The sequence below is a fragment of the Nocardioides szechwanensis genome, assembly GCF_900103935.1.
GTDB lineage: Bacteria > Actinomycetota > Actinomycetes > Propionibacteriales > Nocardioidaceae > Nocardioides > Nocardioides szechwanensis.
Window position 1 is genome coordinate 44,915 of the sequence record NZ_FNIC01000003.1, and the last position, 16,174, is coordinate 61,088.

Below are 16,174 nucleotides of genomic sequence, written 5' to 3' on the forward strand. Positions count from 1 at the left end.
TGCGGATGGTCTCGAGGCTCGCTCCGCTTGACCGCTAGGGACGCTGTCGAAGGAGATCTAAGAAGACCTGGACAGTGAGCGTGTGGTCTGGCCCGGTTGCCGGTGGCGCGCCCATGCTCAGGTGCGCTGCCTGCCCGTACAGGAGCCCGTCGGGGCGTGGCTTGATCCGCACGAACGGCGGCAGGCCGTATCGGACAGCGACCCAGTTCGCCCAGGTGCGCGCGGTCCGTCCGTTGCCGTTGGCGAAGGGGTGGATGCGGACCCATTCACCGTGGGCAACGGCGGCGAGCTCGACGACGCCGAGGACCTGCCTGGTGTCGACCGGGCTGGTCCCAACCGGGATGGCGGCGTCGAGGCTGACCACGGATGCCTGCATCGACCTTTCGAACGTCGCGAGCTCGGCAGCGACCTGCTCGGGCGGGGCTCCGGAGGCCAGGATGCGGCCCCTCGTGCTGACGAGATGAACCTGGTAGTCGCGAAGGTCCGGGTCGGAGCTCCCTCGGAGAGCACCAAGATAGGAAGGCTTCGGCGGCGACGACGTCCCTCGATAGATGTCCCGGTGCCAGTGCTTGGCAAGGTCGATGGTCGGGGATTCTCGCCGCGCCGCGTTGGTCACCACATCCCGCAGGACGACCTTGATGTTCGACGCAATCCGTGTCTCGTCCTGGGGCGAGTCCTCGCCCCAGCTCGGTCCCGGCATCCTCAGCGCCGCGCGAAGGCGGCCAGCACTCCGAACGGGTCGTCCAGCGTCGACTCGTCCTGGGTGCGGGCAGCGACTCCTGCGGTGTTCGCTACATCACGCATCGGGTCGAGCCCCGACTCCTCACCAACCGCAACGGCGTCGATCCAGTCCTCGACGTCGCCCTGACCCGCCTGGTTGTAGGTGCGAACGACCTCCAGCGCTTCGGTGAGGCGGCGCTCCATGTCCGCCCCCAGCAAGGCGACCTCGTGCTCGATGGCACGCTCCGCCACCTCAGTCATCGACGTGCCCTGGGCAGCAGCCAGTCGCTTCAGCGCCTCCTTCGTCTGGGGTCGCTTGAAGCGCATCGGGAACGTGCTGTCGCGCGGCTTCGTCACGCCTACGATCGTCCTCCTCGGCCAAGTGGATGTCAATCCACTCACCTGACATCCAGATCGCCCGGAACCGCTGCGGGTCAGGGGTGGACCAGAGCACCGATCCGACGGACCAGGTCGTCGAGGGCGGCGGCCGCCGCGGGGCTCATCGCGGCCATGTCGATGAAGCCGTGGATGAGCCCGTCGTACCGGGTTTGGTCGACCGGGACCCCCGCGGCGGCCAGCGCGTCGGCGTACGCCTCGCCCTCGTCGCGCAACGGGTCGAACTCGGCGGTGACCACCACGGCCGGCGCCAGCCCGGTGAGGTCGCCCAGCAGCGGCGCCACCCGCGGGTCATCGGGGTCGGTGGGCCCGTAGTGGGTGAAGAACCAGTCCATCGTGGCCGCCTCGAGCAGGTAGCCCTCGGCGTTGTCGGCGCGCGAGACGTAGTCGCCGAGCGGGTGGGTCGCGGGATAGATCAGCACCTGAGCACCGACCAGGTCGCGGTGCTGCTGGGCCACGACGGCGGCCAGGTTGCCCCCGGCGCTGTCGCCGCCCACCGCGAGGAGGTCGTTGCCGCCGAGATCAGCGAGCCGCTCGGCGACCCACACCAGCGCGGCCGACGCGTCCTCGACCGCCGCCGGGAACGGCGCCTCCGGCGCGAGCCGGTAGGCCACCGATACGACCACGCACGACGCGCCCGCGCAGATCCGGCGGCAGATCTGGTCGTGGGTGTCGAGGTCGCCGATCACGAACCCGCCGCCGTGCAGGTAGAGCATCGTGGGCCACGGCACGTCGCCGTCGGGGCGATAGACGCGCGCATCCATCCCGGCGACGGTGGTGGCCTCCACAGCCCCGACGGGGACGACGTCCTCGGGCCGCACCAGGTCCACCGACATCGCCCGCAGCGCCTTGCGTGCGGACTCCGGCGTTCCCTCATGCATGGGCGGGTATCCGCTGCCGGCGATGAAGTCGAGGAGGCCTTTGGTGGCGGGGTCGAGAGGCATAGTCGAATCCAACCATCCCCCGGAAAGGCCAGCCGGCGCCGGGCCGCCGAGTTCAGCCAACCTACGACGCGCGGACTTCCGTACAGTTTGGGGCATGAAGGACTTCGCCGGGACACACAGCGAACGGACCATGTCTGTCACCGACGCCGCCGTGGTCTCGATCGGCCACTTCGAGGAGCTTCGTCGCGTGCGTGCAGACGTGACCAGCGCTGCTCTGGTACTCGCCCGCGAGCTCAACGACACCGGGCGACGCACCGACCTCGACGAGGCGATAGCCGCATTCGGGCTGGATCGGGCCGAGCTGACGGCAGAGCTGGCCGCCGACCTCAGCGCGTCAGGTAGCGCAGCACGGCCCGCCTGAGGCCGTCGGCGTAGTCGGACTGGCCGGCGGTGCTGGTCATCCGGCGCGCGTCGCGACGGCTGCGCATGTTGCCGAGCTCGACCATCACGGTCGGCACGTCGGAGAGGTTGAGAGTGCCGAGGTCGGAACGGAAGTCGAGGCCGTCGCCACCGGCGATGTAGTTGGCGGCCGGGAAGCCGGCCTCTCGCAGCGCCCGCCGGACGGTCACAGCCAATGCACGGGAGGACCGGAAGATGTCGTGGGTCCAGCGGCGCCGGTCGGTGGGAGCGATCACGTGGAAGCCACGAGCCCCGGAGGCGTACGTGCCGTCGCCGTGGATGCTGAGCTTGAGGTCGGCGTCGACCTTGTTGCCGGCCCGGCCCCGGGTGTCGACGCACGGCCCCCAGCGGTCCTGGCGGTTGCTGGTCCGCGTGAGCACGACCTTCGCGCCGAGGAAGACCAGACGCGCCTGGAGCCGGCGAGCGACCCGCCAGGCGAACGTGGCCTCGGAGAAGCCTCCGTTGGTCGCGGTGCCCGTGGTGTTGCAGGCCTTGCGGAACCCGCCCGCGGGCACCAGCCGGTTGATCTGGCGCGGGAAGTTGTGGTTGCCGAGCTGGTGACCCGGGTCGATCACCACGACCCGTCCCGCGAGCGGCTGCGCCCGCGCGGAACCGGCGTCCGGTCGCGCCTCGACGCCGGCCGCCGCCCCCACGGGCAGCGTCAGCGCGAGGGCCACGGCCACCGCGGCCGCCGTACGAGGCCTCACTCGTAGCCCAGGATCTCCTGGCGCTTCTCGCCCCAGGCCAGCGCGGAGGCGATCGCGTCGTCGAGGCTCAGCTCCGTGCTCCAGCCGAGGAGCTGCGCGGACTTGTCGGCGTTGGCGAAGGCACCGACGGCGTCGCCGGGCCGTGGCGGCGCCTCGGCGAGCGGGACGCCGCTGCCGAAGACCCGCTCGAAGGACGCGACCAGCTCACGGACGGTGACCCCCTCACCGGTGCCGATGTTGATGACCGTGCTGGTCGAGCCGACCGAGGCGATCACGTCGTCGAACTGCTCGATCGCGCGCACGTGGGCGCGGGCGAGGTCCCAGACGTGGATGTAGTCGCGGATGCCGGTGCCGTCGCGGGTGGGGTGCTCGACGCCGGTGATCGTGAAGGCGTCCTTCTGGCCGCGGGCGGCCATGACCAGCTGGCCGAGCACGTGCGACGGCTCCTTGGCGTAGATGCCGGACTCGAGGTCGGGGTCGGAGCCGATCGGGTTGAAGTAGCGCAGGATGATCGCGCGCAGGTCGGTGGCGGCCGCCATGTCCTCGAGGACCTGCTCCATCATCCGCTTGGTGCGGGCGTAGGGCGACTGGGGGTCGAGCGGGTCCTGCTCGGTCACCTCGAAGTCGTCCTTGGTCGCGTAGAGCGACGCCGAGGACGAGAAGAGCACGCGGTTCTTGCCGAGGGCCGCGAGCTCGTCGAAGAGCTCCAGCGACTTCGCGACGTTGTCGCGGTAATACATGTAGGGCTGCTCCACCGACTCCGGTACGACGATCCGTGCAGCCATGTGGATGGTGGCGTCGAGGTCGGGGTGCTCGGCGACGATCCGCCGGAGCAGCTCGCGGTCAGCGATGTCGCCCTCGTAGAACGCCCGGTCGCGCACGAAGACGAGCGGGCCGTTGAGCAGCGAGTCGAGGATGATCGGGGTGTGCCCGGCCTGCTCGAGCGCCTTGGCCGTGGTCGAACCGATGTAGCCGGCGCCGCCGGTGACGAGAACCTTCATGCCGGGCAGGATATCGGCCGCCCCCCACGGTGGTTGAGGCGCGAGCGCAGCGAGCCTCGAAACCCCCTCAGCCGCGGGCGAGCAGCTCGTCGAGCTTCTCGTAACCCTCGTTGACGCCGACCTCCATGCCGCTGGACAGGATCAGGTCGCGCAACTCCATCGACTCGACGACGCTGACGCCGACGATCCGGGTGCGGCCGCCCTCGAGCGGCTCGAACCTCAGTGTCTCGAGCGAGACCGAGTCGGGCTCGCCACCCCAGGTGAACGTCTGCACGAGGCGTTCGGGCGACCGCACCTCGTGGAAGGACCCGAAGAACGTCTCGTGCAGGTCCTCGCGCTCGGCGGTGTAGCTCCAGCTGCCGCCGGTGCGCGCGTCCCAGTGCTCGATCCGGGTGTCGATGCTGCGCGGCCCGATCCACTGCACGAACAGCTCCGGGTCGACCCAGGCCTGGAACACCCGCTCGGGCGGTGCGTCGAACTCGCGGGTCATCGTGATCGTGGGGACCTCCGGGTCGGCCTCGATCGTGGTCTGCTTGGTGGTTGTGCTGCCGGTGGTGGCACTCATGGTGCTTCTCCTTCGGACTCGTCCTCTCGGGCCAGCAGCGCGTCGAGGCGGCTGAACCGCTCCTCGGCCTCCTGGCGGTATCGCTCGATCCACTTCGTCATCAGGTCGAACACCTCCGCTTCGAGGTGCACCGGACGCCGTTGCGCGTCGCGGCTGCGGCTGACGAGACCGGCCTCCTCCAGCACCTTCAGGTGCTTGGAGATCGCCTGCAGGCTGACGTCGTACGGCGCCGCGAGCTCGCCGACCGTGGCGTCGGCGACCGCAAGCCGCGCGACGAGGTCGCGCCGGGTCGGGTCGCCGAGCGCCTGGAACACCCGCGACAGCTGGTCCGCCATCACATCCTCCTCAACCGATTGGTTGACGAAAACGCTAAGACCGTTGCTCCCCTTTGTCAACCATCAGGTTGCGGATGGCCGTGCGTCATTGATGCGACTCCTCGAGGAGCCGCGTCAGGTAGGCGCCGTACCCGCTCTTCGCCAAACCCTCGGCGAGACCGGCGAGACCGTCGTCGTCGATGAAGCCCATCCGCCAGGCCACCTCCTCGGGCGCACCGATCTTGGTGTCCTGGCGCTTCTCGATCGCCCGCACGAAGTTGCTGGCGTCGTTCATGTCGTCGAAGGTCCCGGTGTCCAGCCAGGCGGAGCCTCGAGGCAGCACCTCGACCTGGAGGCGTCCCTGCTCGAGGTAGAGCCGGTTGAGGTCGGTGATCTCGAGCTCGCCGCGCGCCGACGGCTCGAGGTGCTTCGCCATCTCCACGACGCCGTTGTCATAGAAGTAGAGCCCCGGGACGGCGTAGTGGCTCCGCGGGCGCTCCGGCTTCTCCTCGAGCGACAACGCCCGGCCCTCATCGTCGAACTCCACCACGCCGTAGGACGTCGGGTCGGCGACGCGGTAGCCGAAGACGGCAGCGCCATCGATGTCTGCGAAGCGCCGCAGCCGGGTGCCCAGACCTGCGCCGTGGAAGATGTTGTCGCCCAGCACCAGGCCGGCGGTCTCACCACCGATGTGCTTCTCGCCGATCACGAACGCCTGGGCCAGCCCGTCCGGCGACGGCTGCACGGCGTAGCTGATGTCGATCCCGAACTGGGACCCGTCACCCAACAGCCGGCGGAACTGCTCCGACTCGTGCGGGGTGGTGATCACGAGGACCTCGCGGATGCCGGCGAGCATCAGCGTGGAGAGCGGGTAGTAGATCATCGGCTTGTCGTAGATCGGCATCAGCTGCTTGCTCACCGCGTGCGTGATCGGGTGCAGACGGGAGCCGGTGCCGCCGGCCAGGATGATTCCGCGCATGGCCGGAGCCTAGGGTGAAGCCGTGGAACATGTACTAGTGACCGGCGGGGCCGGGTTCATCGGCTCCAACTTCGTCCATCATCTCGTGCGCGAGACCGCCGTGCGGATCACGGTGCTCGACAAGCTGACGTACGCCGCGTCGCGGGAGTCGCTCGAGGGTCTCCCCAGTGACCGGGTGTCGCTGGTCGTGGGCGACGTCGCAGACGGCGCGCTGGTTGACGGGTTGGTAGCGGCGAGTGACGCGGTCGTGCACTTCGCGGCGGAGTCCCACAACGACAACTCGCTGACCGAGCCAGGTCCGTTCATCCAGACCAACATCGTCGGCACGTTCCAGATCCTGGAGGCGGCCCGGCGCCACGGCACCCGGCTGCACCACATCTCCACCGACGAGGTCTACGGCGACCTGGAGCTCGACGACCCGCAGCGGTTCACCGAGGCGACGCCGTACAACCCGAGCAGCCCCTACTCCGCCGCCAAGGCCGGCTCCGACCACCTGGTGCGCGCGTGGGTGCGCAGCTTCGGCGTGGTGGCGACGATCAGCAACTGCTCCAACAACTACGGCCCGTGGCAGCACGTCGAGAAGTTCATCCCACGCCAGATCACCAACGTGATCGACGGCGACCGCCCGAAGGTCTACGGCACGGGCACCAATGTGCGCGACTGGATCCACGCAGAGGACCACTCGTCGGCGGTCTGGCTGATCCTCCAGCAGGGCCGGATCGGCGAGACCTACCTGATCGGCGCCGATGGCGAGCGCAACAACCTCGACGTGGTCGGCCGCATCCTCGAGCACTTCGGCCGCCCCGCCGACGACTACGACCTCGTCACCGACCGCGCCGGCCACGACCTGCGTTACGCGATCGACTCCTCCAAGCTCCGCGAAGAGCTCGGCTGGCGCCCCACCTACCCCGACTTCGAGGCGGGCCTCGCCCGCACCATCGCCTGGTACCAGGCCCACGAGGACTGGTGGCGCCCCCACAAGCAGGCCACCGAGGCGTCGTACGCCGCCAAGGGCCAGGCGTGACGGTGGTTGAGGTGCGAGCGAAGCGAGCTCTCCCAACGGTGGTTGAGGTGCGAGCGAAGCGAGCTCTCCCAACGGTGGTTGAGGTGCGAGCGAAGCGAGCCTCGAAACCACCCTCAGGACGGATCACCGCGCTTTCGACGCGCCGATGGCCGGCGCGACAGTTCCGGCAACGCGTCGAAGTCCCCACGGATCAGCGCCTCCCTCTTCGCCCGGCTCCATCCCTGCACCCGCTTCTCGAAAGCGAACGCCTCCGCGATCGAGTCGAACTCCGCGTTCCACACCAGCACGACCGGTTGGCGGCACCGCGTGTACGCCGCTCCCCCGTCGTTGTTGTGCTGCCAGAGGCGGGTGTCGAGGTCCCACGTGCTGCCGACGTAGTAGCTCCCGTCGCTGCAGCGCACGATGTAGGCGTGAGGCATGCCCCGAACGATGCGACGTACGACGGCAGCGCGCGAGTACGTCGATGCTCGCCTGTGGATGACCGCGTCCGCGTGGGGTGGTTTCGAGGCTCCTCGCTAGCGCTCGTCGCACCTCAACCACCGTCGAACTCACTCTCAACGGTGGTTGAGGTGCGAGCGAAGCGAGCCTCGAAACCACGCCACGCTGTCACGGGGGCCTCGTGAGCGACCTCACGGTCGAGACGACCCCGATCCCGGGGCTGCTCGTAGTCCGCCTCGACGTCCGCGAGGACGCCCGTGGCTGGTTCAAGGAGAACTGGCAACGCGAGAAGATGGTCGCCCTCGGGCTGCCGGACTTCGGGCCGGTGCAGAACAACATCTCCTTCAACGCCGCCCGCGGGGCGACGCGCGGCATCCACACGGAGCCGTGGGACAAGTTCGTCTCGGTCGCCAACGGCAGGATCTTCGCGGCCTGGGTCGACATGCGCGAAGGCAAGTCGTTCGGCACGACGTTCCACGTGGAGATCGACCCGTCCGTGGCGGTCTTCGTGCCCCGCGGCGTCGGCAACAGCTATCAGACCCTCGAGGACGGCGTCGCCTACACCTACCTCGTCAACGACCACTGGCGCCCCGGCACGGCCTATCCGGCGCTGCACCTCGGCGACGAGACCCTGGGCATCCCGTGGCCGATCCCGCTCGACGAATGCGAGATCTCGGAGAAGGACCTGGCCAACCCCAAGCTTGACGCCGTCACCCCAATGGCGCCGAAGAAGACCCTGATCATCGGCGCGCTCGGGCAGCTCGGACGCGCCCTTCAGCCGGTCTTCCCCGGTGCCGACCTGGTCGACGTCGCCGAGCTCGACCTGACCGACGCCGACGCGGTCGCCGCGTGGCCGTGGCAGGACTACGGCCTCGTCCTCAACGCGGCCGCCTACACGGCCGTCGACGCCGCCGAGACGCCCGACGGACGCCGTACTGCGTGGGCAGCCAACGCGACCGCGCCGGCCACGCTCGCGCGGCTGTCGGACGAGCACGGCTTCACGCTGGTGCACTACTCGTCGGAGTACGTCTTCGACGGGACCGTCCCGGACCACACGGAGGACGAGCCGGTCTCACCGCTGGGCGTCTACGCACAGTCGAAGGCAGCAGGCGACCTGGCCGTCGGCACCGCGGCTCGCCACTACGTGCTGCGCACGTCCTGGGTCATCGGCCGGGGCAACAACTTCGTGCGCACCATGAAGCGGCTGGCCGACCAGGGCGTGTCCCCCGACGTGGTCTCCGACCAGGTCGGGCGGCTCACGTTCACCTCTGAGCTGACCCGCGCGACCAGGCACCTGCTCGACGTCGCCGCACCCTTCGGCACCTACAACCTCAGCAACAGTGGGCCGGCGATGTCCTGGGCGGAGATCGCCGGCGCCGTCTTCGAGCTGGCCGGGCGTTCCGCGACCGACGTACGCCCGATCACCACCGCGGAGTACGCCGCGGGCAAGTCACTCTCACCGCGTCCGGCGAGCAGCACCATGTCTCTCGACAAGATCCGCGCGACGGGGTTCGAGTCGGTCGACGCGATGGTCGCGCTGGACGACTACTTGGCCGGCTGGAACCCAGCGGCGGACCCGGGGACCTGAGCCGATCGGCACAGCTGGGCCATCGCGGCTCGAACCGTGTCGACAGAACCGGTCACGGGTAGAGCAGCGACACAGTCGAGCGACATGAGGGGCACAGGCACGTGTGACACCAGCTGGTGCACCGGCCGGATGTCCTGCGGCTCGTCGTCGCCGAAAAGCTCCTCGTGCATCTTCTCGCCCTCGCGAAGTCCTGTGAACTCGATCTCTACGCGCGTGCCGGACTGGTCGATCAGCTGGTGCGCCACGTCGACGATGCGGACGGGCTCGCCCATGTCCAGCACGAGAGCCTCACCGGGGCCACCGATGGCCGCCGCCTGGATGACCAGCTGGCAGGCCTCCTCGATCGTCATGAAGTAGCGGGTCACGTCGGGGTCCGTGACCGTGACCGGCCCGCCGTCCGCGATCTGCTTCGCGAACGACGTGAGCACAGAACCGCGGCTGCCGAGCACGTTGCCGAAGCGCACTGAGAGGAATGCACCTTGCGCATCCTGAGCCTTCGTGGCGGTCAGGCACTCCGAGATCCGCTTGGAGTATCCCAGGACGCTGCACGGATTTGCGGCCTTGTCGGTGGAGATGTTCACGAAACGGTCGACGCCGACCAGGTCCGCCGCGTCCAGCACGTTGGCGGTCCCGACGATGTTGGTCTTGACCGCCTCCGCGGGATACTGCTCGAGCATCGGCAGGTGCTTCAGTGCCGCCGCGTGGAAGACCACGTCGGGCCGACGTGCGGCAAAAATGCTGTTGACCGCCGCCCGGTCGCGGATGTCACACAGGATCACCTCGTCGGAGTCGAGCAGGGCGCGCCCGTGGATCGACAGCTGAAGTGCGTGGAGCGCCGACTCGTCGCGGTCGAGCATCATCAGCTCCGCCGGCGCGAAGCGGTGGATCTGGCGGCACAGCTCGGACCCGATCGAGCCGCCGGCGCCCGTCACCAGGACCCTGCGCCCGGTGAGGTACTTCGCGATCGACCCGATGTCGGTGTCGAGCTGGTTGCGACCGAGGACGTCGGTCAGGTTGATGTCGCGCAGGTCGCGGATGCCCACGTGTTCGCTGAGCAGCTGGGTGCTGGCCGGCAGCACTTTCACCGCGAGGTTGGCGTCGAGCGCCGCGAGGCGGAGCCGGTTGATCGTCGCCGAAGATGCGCTGGGCAGCGCCAGGACTACGGTGCCGACGCGGTGTTCGACCGCCTTCTCGGCGAGGCGTTCGGTGGTACCGACGACCGGGATCTGGCGGATGCGCAGGTGCCGCTTGCGGTGGTCGTCGTCGAGGATCGCGACGGGCCGCCACGCACGCTGGGGGTCGCGCAGCATCGAGCTGATCAGCTCGCGGCCGGCTTCGCCTGCCCCCACCACCAGCACGCGGGTCGAGCCGTCGTCAGAAAAACGCTCGTCGTCGAACTCGTTGAACCGCCGCCACGAGGCGCGGGCATACGCCATCACGACCAGCGCCAGCAGGGTCGCGCCCGCCGGTACGGTGCGCGGCACCCAGTGCGCGAAGAGGTTGACCGTCGCGACCAAGCCACCCGAGCTCGCCACGCAGACGCCGAGCAGCAGCATCTCCTCGAGGCTGGCCACTCGCGCGCGTCCCTGGTGCAGGCGGACGAAGGAGGCTAACCCGAGGAAGAGCAGCGCCGTCCCGGCGCCGACGGCCGTGACGGTCACCCAGGGCACGCCCACGGTTTCGGTGTCGAACCGTAGCCATGCAAACGCCAGGTACGCGAACATCCAGGCCGCGACATCTAGCCCGGCCGCCAACAGGACCCGGAAGCGACGGGCAAGCGCAACGACGTTGCTCACGACAACCAGGCTCCAACTCTCGGTGGTAGGACAGCAGTATCGCGGAGATCTGAACGGCTGAGGCCCCTTCACGCAAAGCCGGACAAGCACACCAGCCGAAGCCTAGTTCCGACGCTTCCGAGACTCCGCCTTCGCCGGCGCGTAGGAGTAGCCGTAGCCATACCCGTAGCCGCGGTTCTTCTTCGCAGGTGCCAGGTTGACGACCACCCCGACACACTTGGCGTCGACCTGCTCGACCCGCTCCAGGGCGTGACCGAGCTGGTCCTTCGTCGTCTTCCCGTGCCGAACGACCGCCAGCATGCCGTCGGCCTGGGCCGACAGCAGGGCGGCATCGGTCACGGGCAGGAGAGGCGGCGCATCGAGGATGACGATGTCGAAGCGCTCTCGCAGGTCCTTGATGAGGAGTCCCATTGCCTGCGACTGGAGCAGCTCCGAGGGGTTGGGCGGCAGGGGGCCACACGCGAGGACCTCGAGGTCCGTTCCTTCGTACGTCTGGAGGGCGTCGTTCAGCGAGACCTTGCCGATCAGCACGCTGGTCGTGCCGACGGCGTCGTCGAGCCCGAGCCGGCGGGCGATCAGGGGGCGCCGCAGGTCGCATTCGACGAGCGCGACGCGCTCGCCCGTCATCGCCAGGGTGATGGCGAGGTTGACCGCCGTCGTCGTCTTGCCCTCCGCGGGCAAAGAGCTCGACACCACGAAGACCCGGCGCTCGTTGTCGACGTCGACGTACTGCATGTTGGTCCGCAGCACGCGGAACGCCTCCGCCCATGGTGTCGACTCGGCGAGCGCCTTCACCGGCAGCTTCTTCACAGCGGCCGGGTCGCGGTTGATGTGCCCTAGGAGTGGAGCAGCCGTGACGTGGCCGATGTCCTCGGCCGATTTCAGAGTGGTGTCCATCAGCTCGCGCAGCACCGCCAGCCCCATGCCCAGAAGCAGGCCCAGGATCGCTCCCAAGCCGACGTTGCGGAGCGGCTGCGGGCTCACCGGAGACGACGAGACCTCGGCGTTGTCAACGATCGACGCTGTGATGAGTGCGTTCGACTTGCCGGGAGGCGTCTCGAGGTCCGCCACCAAGTCGCTCATGGCTTCGGCGTAGGCCTGGGCGACGTCGCGGGCCTTGGATGGATCGGGATCGGTGGCGGTGATCACGATGTTGACGGTCTCAGGAACAACCTCGGCCGAGATGGCATCGCGCAAGTCCTGCGGGTCGTTGGTGGCAGACCCGCCGAGGTCGCTAGCCACGCTCTCCGCCAGCTTGCGCGTGCCGACCAGGTCGACGTACGACGCCGCGCGCTGCGTCGCGAACGTGTTGCCCGCGAGTGCGTCACTGGTGTCGGAGGGCGTGGTGGAGACGAAGATCCGGGCTGACGAGGAGTAGAGCGGCGTCGCCTGCCAGGTCACAAAGCCGGCGGCGCCCACGCACACCAGGAAGACCACGACGATCAGCTTCCAGCGACGACGGATCGTCTGCCAGTAGTCCTTCAGTTCCAAGATCGTCCCGTCCTGTCGTGGCGCTCCCCACGCGCGGCGCGAAGGTCACTGTAACGGCAGGTCACGGGTCGGCCGAAACCAACAGGCGGGCCCCGACTGGAGGTCGAAGAGGGCGACGTCAGGCGGAGACGGCCACCGAGGCGCGACCGTAGTCGTCCTCCAGCCGGCAGATGTCGTCCTCGCCGCAGTAGGCACCGCGCTGCACCTCGATGAGGATGAGCGGGTAGTCCTCCCTATTGGTAATCCGGTGCGCTTGGCCGATCTCGACGTCGACCGACTCACCCGGTCCGGCCAGCACGGTCTCGCCGTCGACGACGCAGGTGGCCCGACCACTGACGATCGACCAGTGCTCGGCGCGGTGCTCGTGAGTCTGGTACGACAGCCGCTGATGTGCCTTGACGACGATCCGCTTGACCTTGAAGCCCTCGCCCTCGTCCAGGACCTGCCACGCCCCCCAGGGCCGCTCGTCGAAGTCGCCGATCATGGTTTGCCCCCCAGCAAGTAGGTCCGAGACGAAAACCCGAGATCTCAGAGGCTAGGGGAACTGCCCGGCCGGCGACAGCCAAATACCCAACTGTTACCGACGCTTTAACCCCGCGAGTGCCGGGCGGACATCGACCAGAAAGACGATCGCGGCGATCGTGAAGGCCAGGTTGAGGATGCTGCCGAGCAGGATCAGCTGGAGCACCACGCCGAGGCCGAGGCCGATCGACCAGGCGGGCTTGGTGAGCTTGCCGGCGGCGACGTAGGACTCGGCGGAGAAGGTCAGCGCGTTGACGAACGCGAAGATCTTGACCGCGAGCATCGCCAGCGCGACCAGCAGCGCGATCTGTCCTTCGAGAACTCCCATGAGAACCAACCTTATCCGGAGACAGCGAGGCCCCCGGAGCACATACCTCCGGGGGTCTCGTGTTGCGTCAGAACAGCCTCAGCTGGCCGTCAGCCGGGTCTCTTCAGTCGCCGACCTTCTCGGCCGCGTCGGTCGTCGCCTGGGCGGCGTTCGTCGCGGTCTTCTTTGCGGCGGTCACGGTGGCCTTGGCGCTGCTGCGCGCGGGGGCCGAGGACTTCTTCGCGGTGGTCGTGGCCTTCTTGGCCGTCGACTTCGTGGCCTTGGTGGCCTGGGTGTTCGTGGTCTTGGCCTTCGCCGTGGTGGTCTTGGCCGAGGACTTCGTCGCCTTGGTCGACTCCTGCTTGCGGATCCGGGTCACCAGCACCTCGCCACGCTTGGCCAGGTCGGCGTAGGTGTCGGTCAGCGTGGAGACGTTCTCGTTGACGGCGCTCTGGACCTTGGTCGGGAGAGCCTGGGCGTCGGCCTGGAGCTCCGCGACGCGGGCCTCGACAGCCGCACGGCGCGCGTTGACGACGGTCACGGCCTGCTTGCGCAGGGCCTTGGGCTCGAAGTCGAAGCCAGTGACGGTCTTCTGGACGTCCTTCTGGTAGCCCACGAGCTTCTTCTGCACGTCGGCGACGTACTCACGCACGTACTCGACCGCGAGGTCGGTGACGCCGACGCCGGCGTAGAGCGGCTTGGCCGCGACGGGGGGAAGCTCCAGGGTCTTGATGTCGAACTTGGCCTTGGCCATGTCGATCTCCTTCAGTTGGTGGTGCATCGGGTTTGCGGGGGTGGGGATGGTGCGGTCGTGCAGGTCAGCTCTCGTCCGCCGGGCGTCCGGCATTGAGCGCCAGGAACGAGGAGTAGACATCGAGCAGGGACTGCTTCTGCCGCTCGGTGAGGCCGGCGTCGTTGAGCACGGCGAGCTCTACCGAGCCGCCGACACCGTCCTCGGGGCTGAGGATCCCGGCGCGGATGTAGAGCTGCTCCGCCGAGATTCGCAGTGCCTTGGCGATCTGCTGCAGCACCTCGGCCGAGGGCCTGCGCAGGCCGCGTTCGATCTGGCTGAGGTAGGGGTTGGACACGCCAGCCTGCTCGGCCAGCTGCCGGAGCGAGAGCCTGGACGCGACCCGCTGCTCCTTCAGGTAGTCGCCGAGTGACTCGACGGTCTTGCCTACCTTTCCTTTTACCACGTCTCCATAGTGCTAACTGTTGCTAGCAAAATGCAAACTGTGACGCGGTGACGTGTCCCACAACCCTTGTGCAGTTGAGAATCTCTGCTTGCAGCCACCACCGCTGATCGAGGTGCGAAGGCGCCCTGGCGCCTGAGCCTCGAGATCCCGCACCACGAATTCTCAGAAGACAGCGCGGATCTCGCCGACAGGTACGCCGCCACCCAGCAGCTCCGCGACCCCGGTACGTCGCACCGCGTCACCATCCACCCCGGGCTCGGCGTCCACGCCGGAGCGGCGCAGCGCAGCCGCCATCAGCACCGGTCGCACCCGCGGGGCTCCGTCGTCCGTCTTGAGGGCGAACGCCCGGCCGTCCGGCAGCGCGACGGCGTAGCAGGACTCCGCGCCGGCCTTGCCGATCGCCCCGGGGATCGCGGTCAGCAGCGCGTGCTCGTCGCGCTGGGTGCCGGACACGTATGCCGGGTGCCGCCGGATGGCGTTGGCCACCCGCGCCTCGGGTCCCTCGGTGGCGACCGCCAGCGCACGGAACGCCCGGGCCAGTCCGACCAACGTCGTGGAGAGCAGCGGGGCACCACAGCCGTCGACGGCGATGGTGGTCACGGGCTCACCGGTCAGCTCCGCGAACGTCGCCAGGATCGCCTGCTGGAGCGGGTGGTCCGGGTCGCGGTAGGTGGCGAGGTCCCAGCCGTTGACCGCGCAGGTCACCAGCATCCCGGCGTGCTTGCCCGAGCAGTTCATGGCGATCGGGCTCTTGTCGTGGCCGGCGCGGATCGCGGCGGCTCGGGCGTCGTCGTCGAGCGGGTAGTCGGGCGGGGTCTGCAGCGCCGACTCGTCGAGCCCTGTGGTCGCCAGGATCCGTCGTACCCCGTTGACGTGCATCGTTTCCCCGGAGTGCGAGGCGCAGGCCAGCGCCAGCAGGTCGTCGTGCAGGTCCAGCCCGAGCCGCACCATCGCCAGGGCCTGAAGGGGCTTGTTGCAGGAGCGCGGCAGCATCGGCTGGTCGACCACCCCGATGGACCAGTCCACCGAGCCGTCGGCGGCGAGCGCCACGACGGACCCGTAGTGGTGGCCCTCGACGAAACCGGACCTGACGATCTCGGCGACGACCGGCTGCCCGCCCATCATGGGAGCGGTTTCGCAGGCACGCCTACGACCGTCGTGTCGGGCTCAACGTCTTGTGTCACAGCGGCACCGCTACCCACGACAGCGTTAGCGCCGATCACAAGCCCCTGCTTGAACGAGGCGCCGGTGCCGAGAAACGACCCGTTGCCCAGACTGATGTTTCCGCTGACGGCTACCAATGGGCTGATGGTCACGCAGGATCCGACTCGACAGTCGTGGCCGATCGTGCTGTTCGCACCTATCTGGGTGTCATCACCGATGACCACATGATTCGCGATACTGACGTGCGAGCAGACGACGGCACCTCGTCCAATCCTTACAGCGCGCCCCACGGTCGCAGTCGGATGTACCAGAGTCAGCCGCGCGCGGTGGCCGACTGCCTTCACGAGCCGGCTACGCGTGTACGGGTGGGCGACTCCCACAACCACGGAGACTTCATCGGGAAGATCCAAGAGGTCCGACACGGTGCCCGCGTGCTCCACATCGTAGCTCGCCAGGAGTTTCCTGTCGGGCTGCCCGTCGTCAAACACTCCGACAACTTCAATGTGAGCTCGCGAAGGCGCGACGGCATTGATCGCATCGACGATGTCGAGGATCTCTCGGCCAAAACCCCCGCCACCCACAAGAGCGAGGCGTTGCTTTGCGATCATCTGCTGACTCACGGC

Annotated in this window: 20 protein-coding genes; 3 read left to right on the forward strand and 17 right to left on the reverse strand. The window is 68.5% G+C overall.

All coding sequences use genetic code 11. From position 1 onward, the window contains the following. Positions 1 to 34: 34 nt before the first annotated feature. The 3 genes from BLR90_RS08745 to BLR90_RS08755 all read right to left on the reverse strand — a co-directional run bounded on the left by BLR90_RS08745 (position 35) and on the right by BLR90_RS08755 (position 2,060). A complete protein-coding gene (locus BLR90_RS08745; protein WP_091024639.1) occupies positions 35 to 700 on the reverse strand; it encodes a Fic family protein in 666 nt (221 codons plus the stop codon). A 2-nt stretch (positions 701 to 702) separates the two neighbouring features. Next, on the reverse strand, positions 703 to 1,077 hold the full coding sequence (locus BLR90_RS08750) for a ribbon-helix-helix protein, CopG family (RefSeq protein ID WP_091024642.1): 375 nt from the start codon (positions 1,075 to 1,077) through the stop codon (positions 703 to 705). Between the two features lie 77 nt (positions 1,078 to 1,154). Then, positions 1,155 to 2,060, reverse strand: a complete 906-nt coding sequence (locus tag BLR90_RS08755; RefSeq protein WP_091024644.1) for an alpha/beta hydrolase — start codon at positions 2,058 to 2,060, stop codon at positions 1,155 to 1,157. Between the two features lie 94 nt (positions 2,061 to 2,154). On the opposite strand from BLR90_RS08755, the gene BLR90_RS08760 reads away from it, so the two are divergent. Then, on the forward strand, positions 2,155 to 2,421 hold the full coding sequence (locus tag BLR90_RS08760; RefSeq protein WP_218029498.1) for a hypothetical protein: 267 nt from the start codon (positions 2,155 to 2,157) through the stop codon (positions 2,419 to 2,421). Here the strand turns inward: BLR90_RS08760 and BLR90_RS08765 are convergent. From BLR90_RS08765 to rfbA, 5 genes are all read right to left on the reverse strand, one after another. Continuing rightward, a complete protein-coding gene (locus tag BLR90_RS08765; protein ID WP_091024646.1) occupies positions 2,387 to 3,166 on the reverse strand; it encodes an N-acetylmuramoyl-L-alanine amidase family protein in 780 nt (259 codons plus the stop codon). The genes BLR90_RS08760 and BLR90_RS08765 overlap by 35 nt on opposite strands. Beyond that, the gene (gene galE, locus BLR90_RS08770) at positions 3,163 to 4,167 is read right to left on the reverse strand and encodes a UDP-glucose 4-epimerase GalE (RefSeq protein WP_091024648.1); all 1,005 of its coding nucleotides are present in this window, start codon (positions 4,165 to 4,167) and stop codon (positions 3,163 to 3,165) included. The genes BLR90_RS08765 and galE overlap by 4 nt, the downstream gene beginning before the upstream one ends. Positions 4,168 to 4,234: 67 nt before the next feature. Beyond that, a complete protein-coding gene (locus BLR90_RS08775; protein WP_091024650.1) occupies positions 4,235 to 4,732 on the reverse strand; it encodes an SRPBCC family protein in 498 nt (165 codons plus the stop codon). After that, positions 4,729 to 5,067: an ArsR/SmtB family transcription factor gene (locus tag BLR90_RS08780; protein ID WP_091024653.1), complete on the reverse strand. Its 339-nt coding sequence runs from the start codon at positions 5,065 to 5,067 to the stop codon at positions 4,729 to 4,731. The genes BLR90_RS08775 and BLR90_RS08780 overlap by 4 nt, the downstream gene beginning before the upstream one ends. A gap of 85 nt (positions 5,068 to 5,152) precedes the next feature. Continuing rightward, the gene (gene rfbA / locus BLR90_RS08785; RefSeq protein ID WP_091024655.1) at positions 5,153 to 6,025 is read right to left on the reverse strand and encodes a glucose-1-phosphate thymidylyltransferase RfbA; all 873 of its coding nucleotides are present in this window, start codon (positions 6,023 to 6,025) and stop codon (positions 5,153 to 5,155) included. Positions 6,026 to 6,047: 22 nt separating this feature from the next. Here rfbA and rfbB point away from each other — a divergent pair, with 22 nt between their 5' ends. Next, a complete protein-coding gene (gene rfbB / locus BLR90_RS08790) occupies positions 6,048 to 7,049 on the forward strand; it encodes a dTDP-glucose 4,6-dehydratase (protein ID WP_091024657.1) in 1,002 nt (333 codons plus the stop codon). Positions 7,050 to 7,162: 113 nt separating this feature from the next. Here the strand turns inward: rfbB and BLR90_RS08795 are convergent, their stop codons facing one another. Further along, the gene (locus BLR90_RS08795) at positions 7,163 to 7,468 is read right to left on the reverse strand and encodes a GIY-YIG nuclease family protein (protein WP_091024659.1); all 306 of its coding nucleotides are present in this window, start codon (positions 7,466 to 7,468) and stop codon (positions 7,163 to 7,165) included. A gap of 200 nt (positions 7,469 to 7,668) precedes the next feature. Here BLR90_RS08795 and BLR90_RS08800 point away from each other — a divergent pair, with 200 nt between their 5' ends. Then, entirely contained in the window at positions 7,669 to 9,075 is a 1,407-nt protein-coding gene (locus tag BLR90_RS08800) for a sugar nucleotide-binding protein (RefSeq protein ID WP_091024661.1), read from the forward strand. Here the strand turns inward: BLR90_RS08800 and BLR90_RS08805 are convergent. The 8 genes from BLR90_RS08805 to BLR90_RS08840 all read right to left on the reverse strand — a co-directional run bounded on the left by BLR90_RS08805 (position 9,033) and on the right by BLR90_RS08840 (position 16,171). After that, positions 9,033 to 10,871, reverse strand: a complete 1,839-nt coding sequence (locus tag BLR90_RS08805) for a polysaccharide biosynthesis protein (RefSeq protein ID WP_091024663.1) — start codon at positions 10,869 to 10,871, stop codon at positions 9,033 to 9,035. The genes BLR90_RS08800 and BLR90_RS08805 overlap by 43 nt on opposite strands. Before the next feature lie 102 nt (positions 10,872 to 10,973). Then, positions 10,974 to 12,362 (reverse strand): tyrosine-protein kinase domain-containing protein, encoded by a 1,389-nt coding sequence (locus BLR90_RS08810; protein WP_091024665.1) that lies wholly within the window; start codon positions 12,360 to 12,362, stop codon positions 10,974 to 10,976. Positions 12,363 to 12,480: 118 nt separating this feature from the next. Beyond that, a complete protein-coding gene (locus BLR90_RS08815) occupies positions 12,481 to 12,846 on the reverse strand; it encodes a phosphomannose isomerase type II C-terminal cupin domain (protein ID WP_091024667.1) in 366 nt (121 codons plus the stop codon). Between the two features lie 93 nt (positions 12,847 to 12,939). Further along, the gene (locus tag BLR90_RS08820) at positions 12,940 to 13,212 is read right to left on the reverse strand and encodes a DUF2516 family protein (protein ID WP_091024669.1); all 273 of its coding nucleotides are present in this window, start codon (positions 13,210 to 13,212) and stop codon (positions 12,940 to 12,942) included. Between the two features lie 103 nt (positions 13,213 to 13,315). Then, complete coding sequence (locus tag BLR90_RS08825; protein ID WP_143016163.1) at positions 13,316 to 13,945, reverse strand: hypothetical protein; 630 nt, start codon at positions 13,943 to 13,945, stop codon at positions 13,316 to 13,318. 64 nt (positions 13,946 to 14,009) lie between these two features. Continuing rightward, positions 14,010 to 14,387 carry a helix-turn-helix domain-containing protein gene (locus tag BLR90_RS08830; protein ID WP_091024673.1) on the reverse strand — a complete coding sequence of 126 codons (378 nt, stop codon included), beginning with the start codon at positions 14,385 to 14,387 and terminating at the stop codon, positions 14,010 to 14,012. Between the two features lie 162 nt (positions 14,388 to 14,549). Next, positions 14,550 to 15,512, reverse strand: a complete 963-nt coding sequence (locus tag BLR90_RS08835; protein ID WP_091024675.1) for an asparaginase — start codon at positions 15,510 to 15,512, stop codon at positions 14,550 to 14,552. Further along, entirely contained in the window at positions 15,509 to 16,171 is a 663-nt protein-coding gene (locus BLR90_RS08840) for an acetyltransferase (protein WP_091024677.1), read from the reverse strand. The genes BLR90_RS08835 and BLR90_RS08840 overlap by 4 nt, the downstream gene beginning before the upstream one ends. Positions 16,172 to 16,174: the final 3 nt, after the last annotated feature.